Consider the following 23,879-nt stretch of genomic DNA (forward strand, 5'->3'; position numbering starts at 1 on the left):
CGTCCGAGCGGGATCAGCTCGTCGTGGCCGCCCCGCCCGCGTCCGGCGAACCCGCGTCCGGGGAACCCTCCGTGTCCGCGGAACCCATGGCGATGGTCTCCGCGACCTGGGCGTGGCGCGCGGCCAGCTCACGCTGCTGTCGCTCGGCGGCCCGGGCGACATCCTCGTCGCGGCGCAGCAGGCTGTCCAGATCCTCCTTCGCCCACTCCAGTACGCCCAGCTTCTCGTACTCCCGCGCCACCCGGTCGCTCCACAGGCCGATGTCGCGCAGGCAGGGCACGATCCGGCTGAACAGCAGCTTGCGGTACGCCCTCATCGAGGGTGACCGGTCGGCGCTCGCCACGCAGTCGGCGGTGTCGAGCCCCAGCGCGTCCCACATCTCGTCGCCCCGGAACCGCCGGAACAGCAGATGCGACCCCTCGATGACGAACTCCTGGCGGCTCTTCAGCTCCGCGTCGCTGAGATCGGCGTACAGCTCCTTGAGCGCCATCCGGCCGAACGCCACGTGCCGGGCCTCGTCCTGCATCACATAGGCGAGCAGGGCGTGCGGCAGGGGCGCGGTGTGCGCGGTGGCGTCCCGCAGCAGCCCGAACGCCGCCAGGGCCAGTCCCTCGATCAGGACCTGCATCCCCAGGTACGGGATGTCCCACCGCGAGTCGGCGAGCGTCTGGCCCAGGAGGGTGCGCAGCGCGGGGTTGACCGGGTACATCAGCCCGAGTTTCTCGTTGACGAAGCGGGAATAGGCCTCCAGGTGCCGGGCCTCGTCGACGACCTGGGTGCTGGCGTAGAACTTCGCCTCCAGCCCGGGCACGGTCTCCACGATGCGTGAGGCGCACACCAGGGCGCCTTGTTCCCCGTGCAGGAACTGGCTGAACTGCCAGGCCGTGGTGTGCAGGAACACATCCGCCACGAAGTGGCGGTCGTGGTGGAAGCGCTGCCAGTCGCGCGACCCGTGGATGGGCAGCAACTCCTCGCTCTGGCCGAGCGGGTTGGCCCGGTCCACCTCCAGCTGCCAGGGAATGCGCGTGGCGGCGTCCCACTGGCGGTCCTTGCCCCGCTGGTAGAGCGCCATCAGCCGCTCGTCGGTGACGTCGTAGTCCCAGGTCATCCGGCTCACCGCGGCGGACGGGACCGCGAAGGGCGTCGTCTCCTCCCCGGTGTCCGCCATGCTCGTGCCGCTCATGCCCGCCCCATCTCATCGCCTTCGGATGTCATGACGCCCTCGCGCCGTGGCGTCTGTCGGCCGGTCACCGGTGGCGGACCGGATTCGTGTGTGAGGGTGTGCAGCGCCTCCCGGATCGTCGTGACGTACGCCGCGGCGTGCTGACGGAAGCAGAAGTGCCCTCCGGGCACCTCCCGGGCGGTGAATCCGGCGCGGGTCCACCGCTCCCAGCCCCGCACGGTCTCCCCGGGAAACAGGGGGTCATCCGCGCCGTACAGCCCCAGCACGGGGATGTCCACCGGGCGGGGCGCGCCCCGCGGCGGGCCGGCGGCGTCGGCCAGTTCGCGGCCCAGTGCGAGATCCGGCCGGCCGGCCGCCCAGGTGCCCTCCGCCCCGGCACGCCGGGAGGTGGACCGCAGTTCGCGGGCGGCGGCGCCCAAGAGGTCCTCCGCTCCCGCGCCCAGACGGCCCGCCAGGTGCGGTGGCGGGCAGCAGGACACCACGAGCAGGCTCGGTGGTGTCCACGGGCCCTGGTGCTCTCCCGCGCTCAGGGCCGCCACCAGTCGATGGGCCAGCAGGGCGCCCAGGCTGTGCCCGAGCACCGCGTACCGTGTCCCGGCCCGTGCCGCCGGGGTGGCCTGGGCGCGCAGCGCGGCGACGGCTTCCGCCACGTCACGCGGTGGCGGGCGGTCCGCGAGAGCGCCGCGCCCCGGCAGGTCGAGTCCGGTGAAGCGCAGCTGTGGGCCCGCCGGGCGGGCCAGCCTGGCGTACGCCAGACCAGTGGCGCCCGCGTAGGGAACGCACAGCACGGGAGTCGGCGTCACGTGGGCGGCTGTTTCCGCAGATCGGCGACGATCAGCGCGGCCAGCCCGCCGAGGGTGGGGCGCTGGGCGACGTCCTCCACGGTCAGTACGGCACCGGTCGCGTCGAAGACCTGATCGCCGATTTCCAGGGCGAGCAGGGAGTCCACACCGAGCTGGTCGACGGGGACGTCGTCGGGGACGTCCTCGGTGTCGTCCAGTTCCAGCCCCCGGCGCACCAGGGCGGTGAGGTGGACGAGCGCGGCGGCACGCAGCACGGTGGGGCCGGCTTCCAGGTCCCCGAGGATTTCGAGCGCCGCGTCGGGGGTCATGGCGGGGGTCGTGACGGGATGGGGAGAGGTCATTTCATCGTTCACGTTCGGCCTCCGCCGATCCAGTAGGGGCGTCGTTCGAAGGGGTAGGACGGCAGGCGCACCCGTCGGAGCGGCTCCGGGGTGAGGGCGCGCAGGCCGGTGAGGGTGCCGTCGGCGACGTACCGGGCGCAGGCGGCGTCGTAGGGGGCGTGGGCGTCCTGTGGGCCCGTGCGGTCCGGTACGGTGTCGCGGCCGCCCGGGAGGGGGGCGTCGGTGAGCCACTTGTCCATGGCGTCGAGCAGTTCCGCCGTCCCGTCGGCGTGGAAGGCCACGCGTGCGGCGAGGACCGGGCGGTGCCACGCCAGGGTGCCCGCGACGTCCGCCAGGTCGTGCGGGGTGCGGCGGAGCGCCGTGGCGAGCCGCTCGACGCTCGCGCGCAGCGCGGCGTCGGTACGGGCGGAGACCGGGACGGCGAAGCGCCGCCGGGGCCCGGGGGGCCGTGGGATGCGCGGCTCGGGCGGCGGGGCCTGTTCGAGGACCACGTGGACGTTGGTGCCGCTGAAGCCGAAGGAGCTGACTCCGGCGGCGCGGGGGGCGTCGTCGTGGGCCGGCCACGAGATCGGTTCGGCGGTCACGGCCAGCCGCCCGGCCGCCCAGTCGGCGGTGCGGTTCGGGCCGCTTGCGCCGCGGGTCGGGGGGATCTCGCCGTGTTCCAGGGCGAGGACCGTCTTGATCAGGCCCGCGATGCCCGCCGCCGCCTCCAGATGCCCGAGGACGCCCTTCACCGAGCCCAGGTACAGCGGCCGGTCGCGGTCGTCGGCCGCCAGGACGGCGGCGGAGCCCAGCTCGACGGCGTCGCCCAGCACGGTGCCCGAGCCGTGGGCCTCCAGGTATCCGACGCGGGACGGGGGCAGGGCGGCGTCCCGCAGCGCGGCGGTGATGACGTCCCGTTGGGCGAGACCGGACGGGGCGGTGATGCCGTTGCCCGTGCCGTTGTGGTCCAGGGCGCTGCCACGGATGACCGCCCGCACCGGCAGCCCCTGTTCGCGGGCGGCGGACAGCGGCACGAGGACGACCACCCCGCATCCCTCGCCGCGTACGTAGCCGTCGGCGGCCGCGTCGAACGGCAGGCAGCGGCCGGAGGGGGACAGCACACCGAGCCGGTCCAGGGCGGCGGTCGGCTCCGGGGCGAGCACCAGGTTCACCCCGCCGACGATGGCCCGTTCGCATTCGCCCAGGCGCAGCGCCGAGACCGCCAGGTGCACGGCCGTCAGCGAGGAGGAGCAGGCGGTGTCGACGGACAGGGACGGGCCGCGCAGCCCGAAGTGGTACGACAGGCGCCCGGCCGCGACGGAGGGGCTGGCGCCGACGGCGGAGAACCGGGACAGCGGTGACTGTTCGGCGATCCGCGCGTAGTCCGCGGCGGAGATGCCGACGTACACGCCGGTGCGCGAGCCGCGCTGCGCGAGCGGGTCGGCGCCGGAGTCCTCCAGGGCCGCCCAGGTGGTCTCCAGCAGCAGCCGGTGCTGCGGGTCCATGGCCCGCGCCTCGGGTGCGCTCACCTTGAACAGGGGCGCGTCGAAGCACTCGATACCCTCCAGGGCGCCGAGCCGCCTTTCGTCCGTGCGCGCACCGGTCAGCCGGGCCCGGTCGCCGGAGGGTTCCTCGGTGGCGTCGAGGCCGCGCCGTATCAGCTCCCAGTACGCGTCGGGGTTGTCGGTGCCGCCGGGGAAGCGGCAGGCCATGCCGACGACGGCGATGGGTTCACGCGTGGTTTGGGGGTGCGGCGGGGCCGGGGGGACGTGCGGCCGGCCGGCCGTGTCCGGGGCGGTGGCCGTGCGGGTCCGCCGGTCCAGTTCGTCGGCGAGGGCGCTGACGCATGGGTGGTCGAAGAGCATGCTCACCGGGACCTCCGCGCCGGTGCGCTCCTCCAGGCACGCCGCCACCTCGGTGAGGCCCAGGGAGTCCAGGCCCAGTTCGCTCCAGGGGCGCCGGCGGTCCACGGTGTGGGCCGGTACGCGGAGCACGGCCGCCACCGCCTGCCGGGTCACCGCCTCGGCGAGGGGCAGGCCGCCGCCCGCGGCGGGGGCGGGGAGCGGGCGCGGTGCGGGGCCGGCGCCGGAGTCGGCCCTGTGCAGTGCGGTCAGGGCGCCGCGCAGCAGCAGATCGCGGCTGAGGGAGCGGCGCACCTTGCCGCTGGTGGTCTTCGGGACGGTGCCCGGGGGCACGAGGACCACGAGCCGTACGCCGACGCCGCAGGCCCGGGACACGGCGGCTCTGACCTGGCGCACCGTCTTCTCGAACAGGGCGCTTTCGGCCGGGGTGCCGCCGGCCGGGTCGCGGTGGCGCACCTCGGCGACGACGGCGACCTCCTCGCCGTGGACCCCGTCGAGGGCGAACGCGGCCACGCATCCCGGGCGCAGGGCCGGGGCGCTCCGCCAGGCGGCGTCCTCCACGGCGGCGGGGGCGATGTTCCGGCCGCGCACGATGATGAGTTCCTTCAGCCGCCCGACGACCACGAGTTGTCCGCCGTGCAGATAGCCGAGGTCGCCGGTGCGCAGATACGGGCCGCTGCCGTCGGCGAGGCGGGCGCCGAAGGTGGCCGCGCTGTCCTCCGGGCGGCCCCAGTAGCCCTCGCACACGCTCGGCCCGCGCAGCCAGATCTCGCCTTCCCGGCCGTCGTCGGTGATCCGCCGTCCGTCGGGGGTGGCGAGGACCAGTTCGCCGTCGCATCGCTCGCCGCTGGCCACCGCCGCGTCGCCGGGGAGCACGAGGGGTTCGCGGTGCTTGGGGGTGCCGGTGACCATCAGGGTGCTCTCGGCGAGCCCGTAGCAGGCCAGGAAGGCGGAGCGGCGGAAGCCGGCGGGGGCGAAGACGGCGGTGAAGTCCTCCAGGGTGCGCGGGCGCAGCATCTCGGCGCCGTTGAACGCCACGTCCCAGGAGTCCAGGCGCAGTTCGGCCACGTCCTCGGGCCGTGCCTTGCGGGCGCACAGCGCGTAGGCGAAGTCCGGTCCGCCGCTGGTGGTGGCCCCCACCCGGGAGATCAGGCGCGGCCAGGACAGGGGGTCGCGCAGGAAGGCCAGCGGTGAGCTGAGGTGGACGGGGAAGCCCTGGTGCAGGGGGGTGAGGATGCCGCCGATCAGCCCCATGTCGTGGTAGGGCGGCAGCCAGATCACCCCGGTGGACGCGGGGCCGTGGCCGAACGCCGACTCGATCACCTCGAGGTTGGCCAGAACGTTGCGCTGGAGGGCGACCACTCCCCTGGGCCGGCCGGTGCTGCCGGAGGTGTACTGGAGGAACGCCGCCTCGTCGGGGCCGGGGCGGCGGATCCCGGCCTCCTCCAGCGGCGGGGCCGGCCGGTCGGTGGCCACGGTGCGTACGGCGGTGAGGCCCGCCGAGGCGAGGGAGGACGTGACGTACTCGTGGAGGGCGGTCGTGGTGCACACCACCTCCGCGTCGCAATCGGCGATCACGGCGGCGAGCGCGCCCCACTGGTCGGGGGTCATCGGCGGGTAGGCGGGCACCGGGAGGAACCCGGCGTACATGCAGCCGAAGAACGCGGCGATGTAGTCGGCGGACGGAGGCGGGTACAGCAGCACGGCGCGGGGGCCCGGCCCGGCGCCGGACGGGGGGCGGCGGCCGTCGCGCAGATGGGCGGCGGCGCGCCGGGCGCGCTCGTCGAGTTCGCCGTAGCCGAGCGGCTGGACGTCGTCGGGGCCGTCGTCACACGGATGGTGCAGGACGTAGCCGACCTGGTCGGGGGTGGTGGCCGCCCGGAAGCGTACGGCCTCCACCAGGCTGGAGACGGGGGCCCGCCGGCCCGTGAGGTGGTGGGGGATGCTCCAGTCCCGTGGTGTCACACACCCTCCCGCGGTGCGCTCGTCGCCGGCGCCGGTGCCGGGCCCGGGGGCCCGGAAGACCGGTGGGCGGGGTGGAACGGGGACCAGTAGAACTGGCTCCAGTAGCTCTCCGCGATGTGCACCCAGGTCCACAGCTGCTCGGCGCTGTCCAGGAAGTGCCGTGGGCTGACCATGAGCCAGCTGAAGACGGCCTGGCTGTCCCGGCACGACTCGCAGTGTCCGCTGGTGCAGCAGAAGTGCACGGTCTCCAGGTCGGCGGCCCAGGTGTTGAACTGCGGCAGCACGGGGTTGCCGTTGCGCGTGCGGGCGTGGTGGGCGGGGTGGCGGGCGCTGATGCTGGGGCAGACGTCGTAGCCGAAGGAGTCCCAGTGCGCGTCGCCGGTGATCATCACCTCGATCGTGTAGGGGTGGCTGGCGACGGTGCCGGGGTAGAGCTCCCGTACACGCAGCGCTTCCGCGAGCAGTTCACGGCCGCGCACGCCACGCAGCGGATCGTCGGTGTCGTAGCTGCTGTAGAAGTTGAAGTGCACCCGGTTGCCGTTGTCGTGGATGCGGCGGACGGTGTCCTCGATGTGGTCGATGCCGTCCTCGGACAGGGCGTAGACGAATCCGGCGCGGGGGTCGTCGGTGTAGTGGCCGAGCGCGGTGCCGAAGAGGTCCGCGAACCGTTTGCCGCTCGGCCGGATGGCCCGCAGTTCGTCGTCCAGCGGGCCCCCGCCGAACAGTGATACGGCGACGGTGACGTCCTCGAAGCCGGCGCGGGGCAGTGGCCGCAGGCCGTTGGTGGAGATGGTCACCCGTTCCATGGCCTCGCGGTAGACCGCGATCCGGTCGAGGAAGAGCGTCGGCTCTCCCCCGATGAGCAGGGCGGTGTTGATGCCGCGGGCGGCTTCGTCGGCCACGAACGCCTTGAGGTCGGCCAGGTCGGTGTTCTCCCGGGAGGCCTTCTGGAATTCGTAGGTGAAGAACCAGCAGCCCTTGCAGCGGATGTTGCAGGCGTTGGTGAGGTGGTATTCCGAGGCGCGGATGCCGGCCGCGTAGTGCCGGATGGCGTCGAAGCGTTGCCGGAGGGCGGGGTCCGAGGCCAGGATCCGGCGCAGCCGCTGCCCCCAGCCGCCCCGCTCGGGAGCCGTGGAGCGGGAGCGGCCGGGCAGTTGCGGCATGGGGAGGAACTGCTTCATGCGGCGGTTCCGGGTACGGTCAGTCCGATGCGGGTCAGTTCGGGTACGACGCGCGCCACGAAGTCCTGGCGGGCCTGTGCGTTGGTCTTCTGCCGCAGCCCCCACCGGAGGTACTGCGGGGACCGGGTGGACTTGTCGCTGCCGAACAGACTGAGGATGAACGGCCACATGCGGTCCAGCGTGGCCTGGACCTCCGCGGTGCCCTCGGGGGTGCGCATGAGTTCGCGGACGATGCGCCGGCCGTGTCCGACGTGGACGAGCTCGTCCTTGATGACCTTGTCGAAGGAGTCGGCCCAGGGCCGGTAGCTGCTCTGCGCCATCTCCCTGATGTGGTCCAGGACCGCGTCCTCGCCGAGATAGGAGAAGAGCGCGCGCTGCGGCCACGTCTTGATCTTGTGGATGGCGGGGGACGCGTACAGTCCGCGCTCCATCAGCTTCTGGTGGAGCATGTAGTCGGTGTCGATGCCGAGGTCGTTCAGCACGGCGGCACCGATCATGTAGTGATCGACCTCTTCGGCGGCGCGCTCGCAGCACACCTTGCGCTCGTAGGCGCTGGGCGCGATGGGGAAGAAGATCTGCAAGTAGTCGTCGGCCCCCGAGAGTTCGCCCTCGGTGTGCACCATCATCTGGTGCGTGGCCAGTTCCTGGTACTCCTGGGGCATCGAGCGGAACTCTTCGGGTGTCTCGACCCGGAGAACCTCCGGCGCGGTGTCAGTGGTCACGCGTGAGCGCCTCCTCGATGCTCTGGTGGAACCAGGAGATGGCCTTTTCGTACCGGCCGAAGGTCAGGGCCGGGTTGGCACCGGACTCCAGCCCGCGCTGGATGGACAGGAAACGCTCCGCGTCCTCGCGCTTTACCTTCTGCACCACCTTCAGGCTCTTCTTCCACGTCTCCTGTTCGGCCTCGGACTCGTGCAGCCGCCGGGCGAGCAGGGCGTAGAAGTGCAGGGTGCAGTGCCCGACCCCGTCGGGGTAGACGTGCCAGACGGCGGCGTGCTCGGGCAGCACCGCGATCATGGTGTTGGGCCAGACGACGTACAGGATGGTGGACTGTTCCACCAGGTCCCACTTGCTCCGGTCGATGTGCCGGAGTTCGGTGATCTCCCGGCGCGGCAGCACGCACCGGATGTGCGGGCCGAACCGGTCGAACTTCGCCACGTTCGAGAGGAAGACCGGGTAGATCGTCTTCCGGTGGGTGAACTTGGTGTGGTAGTTCTCCAGGAAGATATCGAACGGCAGCTTCCAGTTGACCGGGTGCGGGGCCCGGGAGGCGTCCAGGCACACGAAGTCGTCGAGACCGAGATCGCGCAGATCGGTGCCCACGTCGGCGAGCCAGTCCCCGAGCGGGCGGCGTGGGGTGTTTCCGTCGGCCTGGACGTAGACGAAGCCGGCGTGCTCCTGGCACCACAGCTCGCGCAGACCGTAGTCGTCCTTGGCGGACGCGACGGTGGGGAAGCCGAAGTCGTCGGGGACGTGGCGGAGCGCGCCGTCCTGCCCGTAGGTCCAGGCGTGGTACGGGCACGCGAACGCGTTGGCCCGGCCTTCGGGCTCCTCGACGAGGACCGTGCCACGATGCCGGCAGACGTTGACGAACGCCCTGACGCGGTCGTCCTTCCCCCGTACCACCAGCAGCGGGACCTTGCCGACGGTGAGGGTCTTGAACGCGCCCGCCCGGGGGAATTCCCCCACGTGACCGACGGCGAGCGGGGTGCGGTACCAGATCCGGTCCACCTCGGCCTCGAAGCGGGTGGGATCGGTATAGACGGACACCGGGTTGTGGTACTCGTTGTCCTGGCCGGCCATGTCCGTGGTGCGCTGCTCCTCGAAGGCGAGCAATTCCTCGATGATGCGGACCTGAGAGGCGTGATCCACCGGAGATTCCTCTCGGACGAGCGTGGATCGCAGGGTCGGGTGAGTCGTGGGGTGGGGGGATGAGGACTCTTCCTGGACCGAGGCTGCGGGCGGTGCCCGTGCCGGTACGCGTGTCGCGCCGCACTGAGGGCGCACGCTTCGTGGGTGCGGCGATGCGGGCGGATTTCCGCCGTGTCATCCCGACGTCCGTTCGAGTCTTCGCGCCGTGCCGGGATACGTCAAGCGCCGTGCGGCGTACGACGGGCGGACTTCGGCCATTTGACACCGGACCGGTGCGGGCCGGTAACGGATGCCGCCCGGCCCAGCGATGAGCAGCGACGACCCCGGGCGACCGGAATACGGCGACTGGGCGCCCGGCCCGCTCCCCGACCGGTGCCGCGGGGCATACGACTGGCCGTAATTCGCCGTCGGCGCGTCACCGGCGGTTCCGCGCACGCCGCCGGTGACCTGACCCGGAGGTAACCTCCCACCCCATGGAGCGCAGAGCGCGGATGCTGTGGTTACGGACCGAACCCCTGCACGCGGTGGTCTACTTCCACCCCCGGTGCCGTGGCATGGGCCGCGAGCTGGGCCTCAAGGGCTTCTGGATGGGCTACTTCGCCACCCGCGCGGCTCCGCTGGGACCGGTCGGGCCGGGCCTGACCGCCGCCGTGTTCTCCGTCTTCGCACCGTCGATGATCGCCCGGGCCCTGCCCGCGGCCTGGGACACGGTCACCCCGGCCGAGGCCCTCACCCACCGGTCGCGCGCCGCCGCGGCCGCCCTGCGCGCGCTCGCTCCGGAGACCGAGGAACTGTCCGCACGCGTGGAGCGCCCGTTGCGCGCCATGATCGACGCGGCGCCGGCCGGCGCCCGCCCGCTGTTCGCCGCCAACCGGGAGCTGTGCGGGGACACCGCGGCCGATCCGGTGGAGCGGCTGTGGCAGCTGGCCACCACGGTCCGCGAGTACCGGGGTGATGCCCACGCGGCGGTGCTCGCCGACCATGAACTCGACGGCTGTGAGGCGCTGTTGCTCGCGGCGGCCACCGGCCGGGTGCCCACGGAGGGGATGCGGCAGGACAGGGGCTGGAGCGAGGAGGAGTGGGAGGCCGCGCGGGAACGGCTGCGGCAGCGGGGCCTTATGGAGCCGGTGGGCACCGCGTGCACCCGAGCGGGCCGCGAGCGGCGGCAGCACGTCGAGGACGAGACCGACCGGCTGTCGGCCCGGCTGCTGCGCCCGCTGGGGCGGGCCGACGAGGCGGATGCCCTGATCGCGGCGTTGGGACCGGCCGTGTCCCGGGTCCTGGCGGCCGGTGTCCTCCCCTTCCCCAACCCCATCGGCCTGCCCCGCCCGGAGGCCGGGGACGGCCCGGAGACAGCCCGGACCACCCCGGAGACAGCTCGGTAGACAGCTCGGCAGACAGCTCGGCACAGCTCACCGAACGGAGATGCTCCATGCGCAGCCCGAAGCCGGAACTGGTATGGCAAGGACGGGTCCACCTCGGTGACGAACCGGGGTTGTACGACGACGCCCACTACTCCGGGCTGTCCGCCGAGGTGCCCTTGACCCTGGAAAGGAGCAACCCGCAGGGCCCGGACGGCATGGCACTGGTGGTGGTCACCGAGGGGGTGGAGACGTTCTCCGGCTATCCGGGGCATCTGGTCACGGTGACGGCCTATCTGCCGGACCCGGCCCGGCCGTACCACAGCGTGGAGACGGTCCTGGCGACGGCCCGGATGACCAGCGCGGACCAGAACCGCAAGGAGATCCCCCTCGCCCTCGCGAACCGCCCCTCGCCCCTGTTCCTCAGTGTGCGCGTACGGATCGACACCGAGGTGCCACCGGGGTTGTACGACGACTTCGTCCTCACCCGGATCCTCAACGCCTCGCAGGACTTCGCGTACGTCGCCTCGCTCGGTTTCCGTACCTGACACGGCACGGCAGCGGCTCGTCCGGCCGCTGCCACCCGTCCGCTACCCGCGATCGAGCGGCTGGTGCACCGGCGTGTCCCGGTGGGGGTCCGTCGCGGGCAGCCGGACGGCGTGGAAGCCGATACAGCCGGTCAGCACCGACAGCAGGCCGGACAGCACCAGCAGCAGTGCCATGCCGGAGCCCGCCCCGGTGCCCACCAGCCATCCGGCCGAGGAACCGAGCGAGCCGCGCATGGCGGGTTCGAAGACATGGTCGGCCAGCGGACCCGCCAGCACCAGGGCGAGCGGCCCGGCGGATTCGGTGAGCACCCGCCGGGCGGCGAAGACCCGCCCCTGGATCTCCACCGGAACCCTGGTCTGCCAGATCGACTGATGGGCCGCCAGGATGAAGGGGAAGACGAAGGCTCCGACGAACGAGGTCGCCCACCACACGGATGTGCGGGTGCTGAGGCCATAGGGAAGCTGCCCCAGCAGCCCGGTGACGACGAAACCCGCGAAGATCACATACAGCGGGCGGGCCCGCAGGATGCCGAACGCCGTGGTCGCCAGACCACCGAGCACACCGCCCACCCCCGCGGCGCTGAGCACCCCCGCCAGCGCCGCGTTGTTCCCGCCCGTCCTGGCCAGCACCATGGGTGCGAGCAGCACTCCGAACATGCCGGCGAAGAAGAAGACGAAGAAGCACACCTGGAGGGCCAGCAGCCCCGGTTGTCCCGAGATGAAGCGGAATCCGAGGGTGAGGTCGGCTCGCAGGCGGGCTCCGGCCTTGGGCCTCTCCCCCGGTGGCCCGCCGCGGTCCGGGGCGGCGGGCCGCGGGACGCGCACGAGGAGCGTGGCGAGGGCGATCGCGTAGCTGGCCACGTCGACCACGAACACCACGGCGAGGCTCGCGGCGGACATCAGGAACGCGCCCAAGGCGGGGGCGACGACCCCGGACACGGAGACGGACAGCGAGAGCAGGCCGTTGGCGCGCGCGTACTGCGCGGGCGGTACGAGGGCGGTGATCGTGGCGGCCATCGCCGGGTACTGCAAGGTGATGCTCGCGCCCAGGGCCACCATCGAGCCGTAGACGTATGTCTCGCTCAGCGCGCCCAGCCCGTACAGCAGCCACAGACAGCAGATGACCAGGGCCCCGAGGAGGCTGCTCAGCACCAGAGTGCGGCGCCGCCCCCAGCGGTCGGCGAGCACTCCCCCGATCGGGCTCAGCACCACCACCGCGAGGTAGGAGCACAGCTCCAGGACGATGATCGGCAGCGCCGCGTGACTGCGCTGCCAGAGCCAGACCGTCATGGCGAAGTTCGTGCTCGCGCTGGCCAGTTGGGACAGGGCGCTGCCGACCCAGATGACGACGAAGGACACCACGCCCCGTGCTTCGGGGGACCCGGTGGACGCCGTGTCCGCCGCGTTCCCGGTCCGGGAACGGCTCACGCCGCTCCGTCCGCCACCGACGCGTACGCGCGCACGCCCTCCATCAGCCGGTCGAGCGCCACGTGCCGGCTCACATGGGCCGTCCATGCCGAGATCTCCGCGTCCAGCTCGGGTGAGTGGGCGCGCGCCAGCACCTCGTCGGGGCCGGTCGGCACCGAGGTGAGCAGCGGCGCCCGGTCGAAGTGCGGGATGACACCGAGACAGGGCAGGTTCGATCTCTGTTCGAGGATTTCCACGGCCGAGTCGAACTCGCGCGGGTCGCCGGCGAAGCGGTTGACGACGAATCCCACCACGCGCCGCCGCTCCTTGGGAGCCATCAGCTCCAGCGTGCCCAGCAGCGAGGCGAAGACACCCGTGTGAATGGTGCTGCACACCAGCACGCACGGCGCGTCGACCGCGTCCGCCAGCCAGAGATTGGTCACGTCCCGGTCCTTGAGGTTCAACTCCACCGGGCTGCCGCACCCCTCGGACACGACGAACGCGTGCTGCTCCGCCAGGCGCCGGTACGCCTCGACGATCTCGGCCCGGCCACGGTCCGTACAGACGCGCGCGGGCTGGCCGAGCCAGTAGTCGGCCCGTCTGCCGCGGATGGACGTCGCGACTCTCTCCGGGGTCACCCACAGCGCGATCGGATTGAGGTCGCCGTGGGGCCGCACCCCGGCGGCGACGGCCTGGTAGGCCTGGTGGTAGTGGATGCCCCCGTCGGGTGGTGTGGGATAGAGGGCCTGTCCGGGCTGCATCGAGAGGGACTTGAACGGAGTGGTCTTCACGCCCTGGTCACGTAACCACCGGCAGATCGCGATCGTCATCAGTGTCTTGCCGACTTCTGACGAGGTGCCCAGCACCACCAGGCCGCCACGGTCGTCGCGCATGGTATCCCCCGCTTGCTTGACGTCACCGACAGCTAAGTCGTCCCACGGCCGGTTCGCAAGTGCTTGCGAGGACAAAGGCGTTCGTCGGTCAGCGACCGCGCCGGCCTCCGGAGCGCGGGCGCAGCAGCGCGACCGCCATGACCGCGGGAACGGTGAGCAGCAGGGTGAGGGTGACCAGCGAGGTGGCGTGGATGCGCTGCCCGCTCTGGGACTTGAGGGCGTTGCGGTAGGCGGGCCGTGGGTGAGGGCGGGTACGCACGGGCGGGACGGGTGGCGACGTCGAGGGCGGCGGGGTGGTGACGGGTGACGGACGGGCCGGTCCGGCACCGATGGGCGTGAGATCCGCCGGCGGCGGTGCGGGTGCGCCCGGCCGGCCGGGCGCGGGAGGAGCGGGGCGGCCGGGGGCGGGAGGAGCGGGCGCGGCCGGCCCCGGTGCCGGGGGTGCGGGCGGCGCCGGGGGCACGGGGGCCGGAGGCGCGGGGGCCGGGGGTGCGGGGGCCGGGGGTGCGGGCGCGGGAGGAGCGGGCGCGGGGGGTGCCGGAGGCGCAGGGGGGATCGGCGCGGGGGCTGGAGGAGCCGGAGGCGCGGGAGCGGGGGGAGCGGGCGCGGGGGGAGCGGGCGCGGGGGGTGCCGGAGGCGCAGGGGGGATCGGCGCGGGGGCTGGAGGAGCCGGAGGCGCGGGAGCGGGGGGTGCAGGTGGCGCAGGGGCCGGGGGCGCGGGAGCCGGTGGTGCGGGAGCCGGAGGCGCGGGAGCCGGAGGCGCAGGGGCCGGGGGCGCGGGCGGGGCGGGGGCCGGAGGCGCGGGAGCGGGCGGTGCGGGGGCCGGAGGCGCGGGAGCGGGCGGTGCGGGGGCCGGAGGCGCGGGAGCGGGCGGTGCGGGTGCAGGTGGTTTACGGCAGTTCAGCCACGCTTCGGCGTCGACGGCGAGGACGTGGGCCGTGACGTTCACACACCCCGTCCCGGTGTCGACGACTTCCGCTCGCGCCGCGCCGCCCAGGGCGTCCACACCGACGTGGGAGGGCGGGTGGTTCGGCAGCAGGCGTGGCAGTTCGGTGACAACGGCCTCCACCACCGGCGCACCGCCGACCGAAGCCCGCGCGCCCGCCTCGTCGGCCGCCGCCTCGCCCGTCAGGGCGAGCACGGCGACCGTGGTCAGCGCCACCACGCATCCTGTCGCCCGCCAGCCCGTCACCCCGAGTCCCCCTCCGACAGTCGTCCCACCACGCCCCTCCGGTCAGTTGCCGGAGGCGGTCACACGGTCCGCGCGTACACACTCGATCAGATAGTCGCCGTTGTCCGGGTCGACGGTCACTCCGTGGGTCTCGCTGCGGAAGCCGGGGAACTCGCGGTCGAAGGCCTCCAGCGCCCCGAGGTAGCGCAGCAAGGGCCCGTCGGGGCCGCCCGTGGACTCACCGGGCATCAGGACGGGGATTCCGGGTGGTGTCACGGTGACCATGGCCGCCGCCACGCGCTCCGCGGCGTCGGCGAGCCTGACCCGCTCGGTGCCCTCCCGGATCAGTTGCCGGTAGCACCACTGGGGTGGCGCGACGGGCTCCGGCAGGTCCTGGAAGGCCGTGTCCAGCAGGGTGACCAGGTCGGCCCGGCGCAGGTGTTCGTGCATGGACTGGCACAGCTCCCGCAACGTCATCCCGTCGTAGCGCCGGGGGTGCAGGGTGAACAGGCCGGGCAGTACGCGGTCGAGCGGTGTGTCGGCGTCGTAGAGCGCCTTGAAGTCCATCAGGGCGTCCAGCAGCGTGCCCCACTTGCCCTTCGTGATGCCCATGGAGAAGAGGATGAGTGTGGTGTAGGTGTCGGTCTTCTCCACCACGATGTTCCGGGTGGCCAGGTAGGCCGTCAGGATCCGGGCGGGGATCCCCCGGTCGGCGGTCCGCCCGGTCGCGTCGATGCCGGGGCAGGTGAGTGTCACCTTGACCGGGTCCAGCAGGGCGTAGCCCTCCCCGAGGCCGGGGAAGCCGTGCCAGTCGGCGTCCGGTTCCAGCTGCCAGCAGGACGGTTGGGTGCGGAGCAGGTCGGCGGGGGCGTCGGCGAAGGCGTGCGGTGCGCCGGTGGCCGGGTCGGTGACGGTCTCGGGCTGCCAGACACCGAAGAACCAGGCGGGGCGGTCCCCGGCGGCCGCGATGCGCCGGCCGGTGCGGACCACGGCCTGCCGGAACCGGATGGCCTCGGTGACCGCCTCGTCAATCAGCCAGTGTCCCTGGGGGCCGTCCATCATGCCGGCGGCCACGTCGAGGGAGGCGATGGCGGGGTAGAGCGGCGAGGTGGTGCCGTGCATCATGAACGCCTCGTTGAAGCGCTCGTGCTCCACCGGGGCCCTGGGTGCGGACCTGATGTGGACCATGGCGCTCTGGGAGAGCGCGGCCAGCAGCTTGTGCGTGGACTGGGTCGCGAAGACCGTGGGGCGTTCGGGGCCGGCGAAGGTGTCGGGGCCCACGGACATCCCGTAGCGCCCGGCGTACAGCGGGTGGAAGCGCGCGTAGGCGAACCACGCCTCGTCGAAGTGGAGCCGCGGGGTGCTGGGGGCGAGTTCGCGCGCGACCCGCACCGCGTCGTAACACAGGCCGTCGTAGGTTGAGTTGGTGAGCACGGCGTACTCGGCCCGGGGCGAGTGCGCGCCGCTCGCCAAAGGGTTGCGGGTGATGCGCTCCGCCACCGCCGCCGCCCGGATCTCGGCGGGCGGCAGCGGGCCGGCCAGCCCGTAGCCGTTGCGGGTGGGGACGAGGTACACCGGGCGGGCTCCGGACAGCACCAGGCCGTGCAGCACGGACTTGTGACAGTTGCGGTCCACCAGCGCGATCTCGTCGCGGGAGACGCAGAAGTGCCCCACCATGCGGTCGGCGGTGGAATCACCGTGGAGTACGAAGTAGGTGCGCTCGGCGCCGAAGATCCGGGCGGCGTTGCGCTCCGCGTCCCCGATCGGGCCGGTGTGCTCGAAGAGGGACCCGAGTTCCTCGACGGAGATGGACAGATCGCTGCGGAAGAGCCGCTCCCCGTAGTAGTCGAAGAAGGCCCGCCCGACGGGTGACTTCAGGAAGGCGACGCCGCCCGCGTGGGCCGGGGTGTGCCAGGAGTACTCGTGGGCGTCGTCGAAGCGCCGCAGCGCCTTGAAGAACGGCGGCAGCACCGCCTCGCCATAGGCGCGCGCCGCGCTGACGATCCGTCCGGCGATGAACGCCGGGGTGTCCTCCAACGGCCAGACGTAGCCGACCACCGCCTCCGAGACCCACAGCGGCAGCCGGTCGAGGTCCTCGTCGGCCTCGTCCGTCATGACGAGCAGGACGGGCAGGTCCTTGAAGCGCCGCCCGATCTGGCGCAGCACCGCCGCGCCGCCCGGCTCCCCCTCGGCGCCGCCGCCCGAGGCGAGGTCCCAGGCCACGACGGCGGCCGCGAGGCCCGCCTCCGTGCGCAGCACCGCCCGCGCGTCGGCCGCGGTCCGCGCCCAGCGCACGTCGAGGCCCTGGGCTTCCACCGCCTCGCGGATCCTGCGCAACTGCCCGCCTTCGGAGCCCTCTTCCCCCGGGTCCTCGCGCAGCGCGAACAGAACCGTACCGGCGGCCATATCGTTTCCCCGCTTCCGAGATCACCCTGTGGTCCATCGGCCAGTGTCGCCAACGCCCGGGAAAGCGCCCGCCGGCCGACGGGCAAACCACCCTTCGGAGGGGAGTTGCGCCCCGGGTACTCTCCCGTTTCCTCGAACAACGGGCCCGTGTCGAACACTTGGCGTCGGCGCGTGCTGTCCCCGGCCGGCCCGCCGGTCCCCCGCGCGGCCCGGCCGCGGCGCTGGCGTAGGCTGCTCACCAGGCACGGTCCAGGGGAGCAGTCATGTCCACATCCGCAGATCAGACCCGGTCGGCGCGAGGGCCGCAGCCGCTGGGACCGGACCGGGTGCGCAGTCTCCTCGACGCCGTCATGAGCCTGGGACACGGGCTCGAACTGCCGCAGGTGCTCCGGGGCATCGTCCAGGCCGCGGTCACCCTCACGGACGCGGAGTACGGGGCGCTCGGCGTCGTCGGCGACGGGCAGCGGCTCTCGGAGTTCCTGACCGTGGGCATGTCCGACGAACTGGCTGCGCGGATCGGCCGCACGCCCTGCGGGCGGGGCATTCTCGGTGAACTCATCACCCATCCCGTACCGCTCAGGCTCACCGATCTCTCCGGCCACCCCCACAGTTACGGCTTTCCCGAGCACCACCCCCCGATGCGGACCTTCCTGGGGGTGCCGGTCCGGGTCCGGGACGAGGTCTTCGGCAATCTCTACCTCACCGAGAAGCGGGGCGGGGCGTCCTTCGACGAGGACGACGAGGCGGTGCTGACCACCTTGTCCATCGCGGCCGGTGTGGCGATCGACAACGCCCGTCTGTACCACGAGAGCCGTCGCCGGGAACGCGGGCTGGAGGCGTTGGGCGAGATCACCCGCAGTCTGTTGTCGGGCACCGACTCTCCCCGGGTGCTGCACCTCATCGCCGAGCGCGCCATGGAGGTCGCGAGCGCCGACCGTGCCGCCGTCCTGCTTCCCGTTCCGACGGCGGCCTCGCAACGGGGGGCACCGGACGGGCTGATGGTGGAGGTGGCGCACGGCCACGGCGCGGACCGCCTCGGCGGTCGGGTCGTACCGGCCGAGGGGTCGCTGGCCGGCCTGGCCGCGCGTACCGGGTGTCCGGTGGCCAGTTCGGACGTCCGGGCCGACCCCCGGGCGTACCCGCTCGACGAGGACACGGAGGACGGCTGCGGCCCCACCGTCGCGGTCCCGTTACGGGCGGACGCGCGGACCTCCGGCGCGCTGCGGCTGAGCCGGCTGGCCGGGCGCCCGGCTTTCGACGACTTCGAGGTGAAGCTGATCTCCGGCTTCGCCGATCAGGCCGCCATCGCCCTGGAACTCGCCCAGCACCGCGCCGAATCGGAGGAGCTGGCCGTGCTGCACGACCGCGACCGGATCGCCCGGGACCTGCACGACCTCGCGATCCAGCGGCTGTTCGCCACCGGTATGACGCTGCAGAGCGCCACCCGGCTCATCGAGCGGCCGGAGGCGGCCGAACGGGTCGGCCGCGCGGTGAACGACCTGGACACCACCATCCAGATCATCCGCTCGACCATCTTCGCGCTCCGTACGACCGGTGACGGCACGGACGGGCCGGGCTTGCGCCGTCGCATGGCGGAGACCGTCCGGACCGCCGCCAGCGCCCTCGGCTTCCCCCCGTCCCTGCGGATCGAGGGCCCGGCGGACACCAACGTCCCGGACGAACTGGCCGAGCACGTCCTGGCGGTGACGGCCGAGGCCCTCAGCAACGCCACCCGCCACGCGCGGGCCCGCCGGGTGGACGTCGCCCTGCTCGTGGACGACCAGGTGACACTGACCGTCACGGACGACGGGGTGGGAACCGAGGCCGAGGCCGGCGCCGGTCACTCCGGGGGGCTGGCCAACATGCGATCCCGTGCCGAACTCCACGGCGGTGACTTGACGGTCGCGCCCGGGGCGCCGCAGGCGTCGGGGGCGCCGGGAGGTACGCGCATCGTGTGGCGCGTGCCGTTGCCTCGATGAGGTGTGGCCCTTTCTCCGCGGGCCGTCTTGCCGCCTGCGGCGGCTTAGCGCCCCTCGCCTGGCCGGCGGATCCTCGGCTGTCAGCCGGTTGTGCCGCCTGCGGCGGCTTAGCGCCCTGCGGGCGCGTCCTCAATCGCCGGACGGGCTTGATATGGCTGGGCTCAGCCCAAACCAGGCCGTCCGGCGATGGAAAACGCCTGACCCGGGTCATCGGGTGCCGTTCCCCTCCCGTTGTGCCCGCAGGCGGCCCGCGATTTCCGCTGCCTGGACGCGGCGGCCGACGCCCAGCTTGGCCAGGAGGGAGGAGACGCGGTTCTTGACCGTCTTCTCCGCCAGGAACAGCCGGTCGGCTATCTGACGGTTGGTCAGTCCTGCGCCGATCAGCTCCAGGATCTGCCGTTCGCGGGGAGAGAGCAGCTCCGGACCGGGCTCGGTCACCTCCGGGTGCCGTGGTGCGCGCAGCCGTTCCATCACCCGGGAAGCGGTGCGCGGGTCGAGCATCGACTTGCCCGTGGCCACCGTACGGACCGCGGTCACCAGGTCCGAGCCGTTGATCTGCTTCAGGACGTAACCGGCCGCTCCCGCCATGATGGCGTCGAACAGGGCCTCGTCGTCGTCGAAGGACGTCAGCATCAGGCAGGCCAGTTCCGGCATGCGCGCCCGCAGCTCGCGGCAGACCTCGATGCCTTCGTGATCGCCGCCGTCCGCGCCGGTCTCCCCGAGCCGTACGTCGAGGATCGCCACGTGCGGACGGGCGGCGGGCGCCCTCGAGAGCGCCTCGCGGCCGTTGGCCGCCTCCCCCACCACCTCGATATCCCGCTCCGCCTCGAGGAGATCACACACCCCGCGGCGTACCACCTCGTGATCGTCGAGGATGAAGACGCGCAGGGGCTCGGCGTGCTGGTCCATGTGCTGCTCACTCTGTCTGACGGGGCGTCGCGGGGTGCCGCCCTCCTGGGGGAACTCCCAGTATGTCCGGGCCGCCGGGGCGGCCCGCGGGGCCCCGGTCCGACGGCCCGGGCATACCGGTCGGTGTGGTCAGCCCACACCCCCCGGCCCGCGCGCGATAGGGCCGAACGGCCCTGTGGAATAGGGCCGTCCGGTCCCTGTGGGGCGTTGCCATACTGACGCGTCCGCCCGCCGACCGGGCCGGATCGTCACACGGGCCCGCTCACCGGGTCCGTCAGTGCGGAGTGCCCGCCCGCGTGAGGAGCTACCGACCAAGTGACCACCGTCAACGCCGACTACCACGCACTGCTCGCCCGGCACGACGCGATGCGGCTGCGCCGACAGCTCCTGGCCCCGGGAGGGCACCCGGACGGCTCCCGCACCGCGCACGGGGCGCCGGTCCCCTATGACGGGGCGGCCGATCAGCGGGTGATCACGGATCATCTCGCCCTGGTGACGCCCTTCGACGGCCTGATCTCCCATCTCTATGACGCGATGTTCACCCAGCGGCCGTTCCTGCGGTCGCTGTTCCCCGCGTCCATGGAGTTCCAGCGCGAGCACCTGGCGGACATCCTCCGGTATCTGATCGGGAATCTGCACCGGCCGGAGGAGATCGTCACGGTGTTCACCCGGCTCGGGCGTGATCACCGCAAACTGGGGGTGCGGCCCGCGCACTTCGCGACGTTCGAGGCGGCGCTGCGCGAAGCGCTGCGGCGCACGGCGGGGCCGCGGTGGAACGAGGAGATGGAGGGGGCGTGGCTGCGCATGCTGCGCTTCGCCGTGGCCACCATGGTCGAGGGCGCGGAGGCCGCGCTCGCCGAACCTCCCGCCTGGCAGGCGACGGTGACGTCGCATCAATTGCGTGCACCCGGCCTCGCCGTGCTGCGCGTGCGCCCGCACGAGCCCTACCCCCACCGGGCCGGGCAGTACGCCTCGGTGGCCTCACCCCTGCTGCCACAGGCCTGGCGGCAGTATTCCCTCGCCCGTGCCCCCCGGCCGGACGGCGAGTTGGAGTTCCACGTACGGCGAACCGGGACGGGCGGCGTCAGCGAGGCCCTGGTGGCGCACACCCGGACCGGGGACACGCTGCGTCTGGGCCCGGCGGGCGGCACGATGACGCTCGATGACCCGCTGACCCGCGATGTGCTGCTGGTGGCGGGCGACACCGGCTGGGCTCCCGCCAAGGCCCTGCTGGAGGAGCTGGCCGCACGCCGGACCCCGCACCGTGCGGCGCACCTGTTCCTCGACGCCCGCTCCGGGCTGTACGACATCGAGTCCCCGACGGACCTGGAGCGCCGCCACCCGTGGTTACGGGTGATCCCGGTACTCGGCGAGGGCCCGGCGACGGATCCCTACCGGCGGCTGGCGGACGTCGTGGGACGGCACGGCGACTGGTCCGAGCACATCGCCTTCGTCAGCGGCCCGCCCGCGCTGGTCGGCGCCACCGTGGACCGGCTCGCCGGTGCCCGTCTGCCGGCCGCACGCATCCGGCACGACCCGTTGCCCGCCGTCGTACCGCCGGCCGGGCACCGGACGCCGCTGGGCGGCGGCTGACCGGCGATGCCGCATCGCCCGCGCGAACGCGGCACCGCCCCGGCCGGACGAAGGTCCGGCCGGGGCGGTGTGCCGTGCGGGCCCGGGGCCCGCACGGTGCCGGGCGGGTGCCCGGCGTGTCCCGCGAAGATCAGCCCAGGGTCGCGATGGCCTGGTTGAACGTGGCCGAGGGGCGCATGACGGCGGCGGCCTTGGCCGCGTCGGGCCGGTAGTAGCCGCCGATGTCGACCGGCGAGCCCTGCACCGCGATCAGCTCGTCGACGATGGTCCGCTCCTGCTCGGCCAGCGTCGTGGCGAGGGCGGAGAACGCCTCCGCGAGCTGCTTGTCCTCGGTCTGGCGCGCCAGCTCCTGCGCCCAGAAGAGCGACAGGTAGAAGTGGCTGCCGCGGTTGTCGATGCCACCGAGGCGGCGGCTGGGCGACTTGTCCTCGTTCAGGAACGTGGCGGTCGCGCGGTCGAGGGTGTCCGCGAGCACCTGGGCGCGCGCGTTGCCGGTCGTCTGCGCGAGGTGCTCGAAGCTGACCGCGAGCGCGAGGAACTCACCCAGGCTGTCCCAGCGCAGGTAGTTCTCCTTGACGAGCTGCTGGACGTGCTTGGGCGCGGAACCACCGGCACCGGTCTCGAACAGGCCGCCACCGTTCATGAGCGGGACGACGGAGAGCATCTTCGCGCTCGTGCCCAGCTCGAGGATCGGGAACAGGTCCGTCAGGTAGTCACGCAGCACGTTGCCGGTGACCGAGATCGTGTCCTCGCCGCGGCGGATCCGCGCGAGGGAGAACGCCGTCGCCTCGACGGGCGACATGATCTCGATCTGCAGGCCGTCGGTGTCGTGCTCGGCCAGGTACGTCTTGACCTTGGCGATGAGCGTCGCGTCGTGGGCGCGGCTCTCGTCGAGCCAGAACACGGCCGGGACGCCGGTCGCGCGGGCGCGGGTGACGGCGAGCTTGACCCAGTCCTGGATCGGCGCGTCCTTGGTCTGGCACATGCGGAAGATGTCGCCCGCGCCGACCGTCTGCTCGAGCACGGCGTTGCCGGCACCGTCGAGGACGCGCACGGTACCCGTGGCGGGGATCTCGAAGGTCTTGTCGTGGCTGCCGTACTCCTCGGCCTTCTGCGCCATCAGACCGACGTTGGGCACCGAGCCCATCGTCGAGGGGTCGAAGGCGCCGTTGGCGCGGCAGTCGTCGATGACGACCTGGTACACGCCGGCGTAGCTGCTGTCCGGGAGGACGGCGAGGGTGTCGGCCTCCTGGCCGTCGGGGCCCCACATGTGGCCGGAGGTGCGGATCATGGCCGGCATGGAGGCGTCGACGATGACATCGCTCGGCACGTGCAGGTTGGTGATGCCCTTGTCGGAGTCGACCATCGCGAGGGCGGGGCCCTCGGCCAGCTCGGCGTCGAAGGACGCCTTGATCTCCTCGCCCAGGCCGGGCAGCGTCTCCAGGCCCTTGAAGATGCCGCCGAGGCCGTCGTTGGGCGACAGGCCGGCCTCGATGAGGACCTGGCCGTACTTGGCAAACGTCTTCGGGAAGAAGGCGCGCACGACGTGGCCGAAGACGATCGGGTCGGAGACCTTCATCATCGTGGCCTTCAGGTGCACGGAGAACAGCACGTCCTCGGCCTTGGCGCGGGCGATCTGCTCGCCGAGGAACTCGCGCAGCGCCGCGACCCGCATGACGGAGGCGTCCACGACCTCGCCCGCGAGCACCGGTACCGACTCGCGCAGGACGGTGGTGGAGCCGTCGTCACCCACGAGCTCGATGCGCAGCGAGCCGCCCTCGGTGATGACCGCGGACTTCTCGGTGGAGCGGAAGTCGTCGACGCCCATGGTGGCGACGTTCGTCTTGGAGTCGGCCGTCCAGGCACCCATGCGGTGCGGGTGCGTCTTGGCGTAGTTCTTGACCGACGCGGGCGCCCGGCGGTCGGAGTTGCCCTCGCGCAGCACGGGGTTGACGGCGCTGCCCTTGACCTTGTCGTAACGCGCGCGGACGTCCTTGTCCTCGTCGGTCTTCGGGTCGTCCGGGTAGTCCGGCAGCGCGTAGCCCTGCTGCTGGAGCTCGGCGATGGCCGCCTTCAGCTGCGGGATGGAGGCCGAGATGTTCGGCAGCTTGATGATGTTCGCGCCGGGGGTCTTGGCCAGCTCGCCCAGCTCGGCGAGAGCGTCGTCGATGCGCTGGCTCTCCTGGAGACGCTCCGGGAAGCTGGCGATGATGCGCCCGGCCAGCGAGATGTCACGGCTCTCCACCGTGATCCCGGCCGTCGAGGCGTACGCCTCGACCACGGGCAAGAACGAATACGTCGCCAGGGCCGGGGCCTCGTCGGTGTGCGTATAGATGATGGTCGAGTCAGTCACCGGTGCTCCGCTCCACGTCTCAACATTGCTCGACATCAAGATATCTCGTGATCGACCCGGGCTCGACACG

At 72.6% G+C, this 23,879-nt stretch carries 18 protein-coding genes; 5 read left to right on the forward strand and 13 right to left on the reverse strand.

The features are described from left to right. Positions 1-13 precede the first annotated feature (13 nt). From ACZ6MA_RS06235 to ACZ6MA_RS06265, 7 genes are read right to left on the reverse strand one after another with little or no spacing between them, the layout of a single operon-like run. A complete protein-coding gene (locus ACZ6MA_RS06235; RefSeq protein ID WP_469431503.1) occupies positions 14-1,183 on the reverse strand; it encodes a ferritin-like domain-containing protein in 1,170 nt (389 codons plus the stop codon). After that, entirely contained in the window at positions 1,180-1,986 is an 807-nt protein-coding gene (locus ACZ6MA_RS06240; protein WP_469431505.1) for a thioesterase II family protein, read from the reverse strand. Before ACZ6MA_RS06240 ends, ACZ6MA_RS06235 begins: the two co-directional genes overlap by 4 nt. Continuing rightward, complete coding sequence (locus ACZ6MA_RS06245) at positions 1,983-2,339, reverse strand: acyl carrier protein (RefSeq protein WP_469431506.1); 357 nt, start codon at positions 2,337-2,339, stop codon at positions 1,983-1,985. Before ACZ6MA_RS06245 ends, ACZ6MA_RS06240 begins: the two co-directional genes overlap by 4 nt. Then, positions 2,336-6,136 (reverse strand): beta-ketoacyl synthase N-terminal-like domain-containing protein, encoded by a 3,801-nt coding sequence (locus ACZ6MA_RS06250; protein ID WP_469431507.1) that lies wholly within the window; start codon positions 6,134-6,136, stop codon positions 2,336-2,338. The genes ACZ6MA_RS06245 and ACZ6MA_RS06250 overlap by 4 nt, the downstream gene beginning before the upstream one ends. After that, the gene (locus ACZ6MA_RS06255; protein ID WP_469431509.1) at positions 6,133-7,317 is read right to left on the reverse strand and encodes a radical SAM protein; all 1,185 of its coding nucleotides are present in this window, start codon (positions 7,315-7,317) and stop codon (positions 6,133-6,135) included. Before ACZ6MA_RS06255 ends, ACZ6MA_RS06250 begins: the two co-directional genes overlap by 4 nt. Further along, positions 7,314-8,039 carry a Phenylacetic acid catabolic protein gene (locus ACZ6MA_RS06260; RefSeq protein WP_469431510.1) on the reverse strand — a complete coding sequence of 242 codons (726 nt, stop codon included), beginning with the start codon at positions 8,037-8,039 and terminating at the stop codon, positions 7,314-7,316. Before ACZ6MA_RS06260 ends, ACZ6MA_RS06255 begins: the two co-directional genes overlap by 4 nt. Beyond that, a complete protein-coding gene (locus ACZ6MA_RS06265; RefSeq protein WP_469431512.1) occupies positions 8,029-9,189 on the reverse strand; it encodes an aromatic ring-hydroxylating oxygenase subunit alpha in 1,161 nt (386 codons plus the stop codon). The genes ACZ6MA_RS06260 and ACZ6MA_RS06265 overlap by 11 nt, the downstream gene beginning before the upstream one ends. Positions 9,190-9,662: 473 nt before the next feature. Between ACZ6MA_RS06265 and ACZ6MA_RS06270 the strand changes: the two genes are divergently transcribed. Beyond that, on the forward strand, positions 9,663-10,574 hold the full coding sequence (locus ACZ6MA_RS06270; RefSeq protein ID WP_469431514.1) for an SCO6745 family protein: 912 nt from the start codon (positions 9,663-9,665) through the stop codon (positions 10,572-10,574). Between the two features lie 47 nt (positions 10,575-10,621). Next, positions 10,622-11,098 (forward strand): hypothetical protein, encoded by a 477-nt coding sequence (locus tag ACZ6MA_RS06275; protein ID WP_469431515.1) that lies wholly within the window; start codon positions 10,622-10,624, stop codon positions 11,096-11,098. Between the two features lie 42 nt (positions 11,099-11,140). On the opposite strand, the gene ACZ6MA_RS06280 is transcribed toward ACZ6MA_RS06275, so the two are convergent. The 3 genes from ACZ6MA_RS06280 to ACZ6MA_RS06290 form a co-directional block, all read right to left on the reverse strand. Further along, the gene (locus ACZ6MA_RS06280) at positions 11,141-12,526 is read right to left on the reverse strand and encodes an MFS transporter (protein ID WP_469431516.1); all 1,386 of its coding nucleotides are present in this window, start codon (positions 12,524-12,526) and stop codon (positions 11,141-11,143) included. Beyond that, the gene (locus ACZ6MA_RS06285; RefSeq protein ID WP_469431517.1) at positions 12,523-13,398 is read right to left on the reverse strand and encodes an AAA family ATPase; all 876 of its coding nucleotides are present in this window, start codon (positions 13,396-13,398) and stop codon (positions 12,523-12,525) included. Before ACZ6MA_RS06285 ends, ACZ6MA_RS06280 begins: the two co-directional genes overlap by 4 nt. A gap of 88 nt (positions 13,399-13,486) precedes the next feature. Further along, positions 13,487-13,657 (reverse strand): hypothetical protein, encoded by a 171-nt coding sequence (locus ACZ6MA_RS06290; RefSeq protein ID WP_469431519.1) that lies wholly within the window; start codon positions 13,655-13,657, stop codon positions 13,487-13,489. Positions 13,658-13,932: 275 nt separating this feature from the next. Between ACZ6MA_RS06290 and ACZ6MA_RS06295 the strand changes: the two genes are divergently transcribed. Further along, a complete protein-coding gene (locus ACZ6MA_RS06295) occupies positions 13,933-14,340 on the forward strand; it encodes a hypothetical protein (RefSeq protein WP_469431520.1) in 408 nt (135 codons plus the stop codon). A 292-nt stretch (positions 14,341-14,632) separates the two neighbouring features. Here ACZ6MA_RS06295 and ACZ6MA_RS06300 read toward each other — a convergent pair whose 3' ends face one another. Further along, positions 14,633-16,975 carry an Orn/Lys/Arg family decarboxylase gene (locus ACZ6MA_RS06300; protein WP_469431521.1) on the reverse strand — a complete coding sequence of 781 codons (2,343 nt, stop codon included), beginning with the start codon at positions 16,973-16,975 and terminating at the stop codon, positions 14,633-14,635. 263 nt (positions 16,976-17,238) lie between these two features. Between ACZ6MA_RS06300 and ACZ6MA_RS06305 the strand changes: the two genes are divergently transcribed. Then, positions 17,239-18,954, forward strand: a complete 1,716-nt coding sequence (locus ACZ6MA_RS06305) for a GAF domain-containing sensor histidine kinase (protein ID WP_469431524.1) — start codon at positions 17,239-17,241, stop codon at positions 18,952-18,954. Positions 18,955-19,161: 207 nt separating this feature from the next. Here the strand turns inward: ACZ6MA_RS06305 and ACZ6MA_RS06310 are convergent, their stop codons facing one another. Then, positions 19,162-19,863: a response regulator gene (locus tag ACZ6MA_RS06310; protein ID WP_469431525.1), complete on the reverse strand. Its 702-nt coding sequence runs from the start codon at positions 19,861-19,863 to the stop codon at positions 19,162-19,164. A 315-nt stretch (positions 19,864-20,178) separates the two neighbouring features. On the opposite strand from ACZ6MA_RS06310, the gene ACZ6MA_RS06315 reads away from it, so the two are divergent. Further along, on the forward strand, positions 20,179-21,456 hold the full coding sequence (locus ACZ6MA_RS06315; protein WP_469431526.1) for a globin domain-containing protein: 1,278 nt from the start codon (positions 20,179-20,181) through the stop codon (positions 21,454-21,456). 130 nt (positions 21,457-21,586) lie between these two features. Here ACZ6MA_RS06315 and ACZ6MA_RS06320 read toward each other — a convergent pair whose 3' ends face one another. Continuing rightward, complete coding sequence (locus ACZ6MA_RS06320; protein ID WP_469431527.1) at positions 21,587-23,809, reverse strand: NADP-dependent isocitrate dehydrogenase; 2,223 nt, start codon at positions 23,807-23,809, stop codon at positions 21,587-21,589. Positions 23,810-23,879 lie beyond the last annotated feature (70 nt).

The sequence above is a fragment of the Streptomyces sp. NPDC042259 genome, assembly GCF_055582085.1.

What these genes read in the sequence shown, in the direction of transcription:
- ACZ6MA_RS06310 (WP_469431525.1), bottom strand. Translation starts at nt 19,863, where the DNA reads ATGGACCAGCACGCCGAGCCCCTGCGCGTCTTCATCCTCGACGATCAC.
- ACZ6MA_RS06255 (WP_469431509.1), bottom strand. Translation starts at nt 7,317, where the DNA reads ATGAAGCAGTTCCTCCCCATGCCGCAACTGCCCGGCCGCTCCCGCTCC.
- ACZ6MA_RS06235 (WP_469431503.1), bottom strand. Translation starts at nt 1,183, where the DNA reads ATGAGCGGCACGAGCATGGCGGACACCGGGGAGGAGACGACGCCCTTC.
- ACZ6MA_RS06285 (WP_469431517.1), bottom strand. Translation starts at nt 13,398, where the DNA reads ATGCGCGACGACCGTGGCGGCCTGGTGGTGCTGGGCACCTCGTCAGAA.
- ACZ6MA_RS06305 (WP_469431524.1), top strand. Translation starts at nt 17,239, where the DNA reads ATGTCCACATCCGCAGATCAGACCCGGTCGGCGCGAGGGCCGCAGCCG.
- ACZ6MA_RS06300 (WP_469431521.1), bottom strand. Translation starts at nt 16,975, where the DNA reads ATGGCCGCCGGTACGGTTCTGTTCGCGCTGCGCGAGGACCCGGGGGAA.
- ACZ6MA_RS06275 (WP_469431515.1), top strand. Translation starts at nt 10,622, where the DNA reads ATGCGCAGCCCGAAGCCGGAACTGGTATGGCAAGGACGGGTCCACCTC.
- ACZ6MA_RS06270 (WP_469431514.1), top strand. Translation starts at nt 9,663, where the DNA reads ATGGAGCGCAGAGCGCGGATGCTGTGGTTACGGACCGAACCCCTGCAC.